This is a genomic window from Draconibacterium orientale (assembly GCF_900111425.1).
Classification (GTDB): Bacteria; Bacteroidota; Bacteroidia; order Bacteroidales; family Prolixibacteraceae; genus Draconibacterium; species Draconibacterium orientale.
The window spans coordinates 1-1325 of the sequence record NZ_FOHT01000086.1 but is presented as its reverse complement, the minus strand read 5'-3'; the positions used below and the strand labels follow the sequence as shown (position 1 = coordinate 1325).

The 1325-nt window shown below is 50.1% G+C and carries 1 protein-coding gene; it reads left to right on the top strand.

Features of this window, described 5'->3' with window-relative positions; genetic code table 11:
- Positions 1 to 1325 (top strand): HYR-like domain-containing protein (locus BMW53_RS21070; protein WP_217643020.1); only part of this gene is annotated, 1325 nt, incomplete at both ends.

Here is a 1325-nt window from a genome sequence, read left to right as displayed (position 1 = left end):
TTGAAGATGAATGCGGAAACACAGTATCTGTCGACCACGTGTTCACGGTAACTGACAACACCAATCCAACGGCCACCGCACCAGCAACAGTAGATCTGGAATGTGCCGATGATAAACCAGCGGCCGCAACCACAATAGCAGGATTTCTTGCTTTACCGGGAGCCGATGCCGCTGATAACTGTACGGCCACTGCTAACCTTACTGTATCATCAAACGATGTGGTAACCACACCGGGTAGCTGCAACGGCGTAATCACCAGGACCTATACCATTGAAGATGAATGCGGAAACACAGTATCTGTCGACCACGTGTTCACGGTAACTGACAACACCAATCCAACGGCCACCGCACCAGCAACAGTTGATTTGGAATGTGCCGATGATAAACCAGCGGCCGCAACCACAATAGCAGGATTCCTTGCTTTACCGGGAGCCGATGCCGCTGATAACTGTACGGCCACTGCTAACCTTACTGTATCATCAAACGATGTGGTAACCACACCGGGTAGCTGCAACGGCGCTATCACCAGGACCTATACCATTGAAGATGAATGCGGAAACACAGTATCTGTCGACCACGTGTTCACGGTAACTGACAACACCAATCCAACGGCCACCGCACCAGCAACAGTAGATTTGGAATGTGCCGATGATAAACCCGCTGCCGCAACCACAATAACAGAGTTTCTTACCTTACCGGGAGCCGCTGCCGCTGATAACTGTACATCCACTGCTAACCTTACTGTATCATCAAACGATGTGGTAACCACATCGGGTAGCTGCAACGGCGTCATCACCAGGACTTATACCATTGAAGATGACTGCGGAAACACAGTATCTGTCGACCACGTGTTCACGGTAACTGATAACACCAATCCAACGGCCACCGCACCAGCAACAGTAGATTTGGAATGTGCCGATGATAAACCAGCGGCCGCAACCACAATAGCAGGCTTCCTTTCCTTGACCGGAGCCGATGCAGCAGACAACTGTACAGCACAAGCTAATCTTGTCGTAACATCAGTTGATAATACAACAGGTGCCGGAAGTTGTAGCGGCGAAATCACCAGAACTTATACGATTACTGATGGATGTGGAAACTCAGTAAATGTAGACCACGTGTTTACGGTAACCGACAATGAAAGCCCTACCGCGAGTGCACCAACAACAGTTGACCTGGAATGTGCCGATGATAAACCAGCGGCCGCAACCACAATTGCAGGATTCCTTGCCTTGACCGGAGCCGATGCAGCAGACAACTGTACAGCACAAGCTGATCTTGTCGTAACATCAGTTGATAATACAACAGGGGCAGGCAGTTGTAGC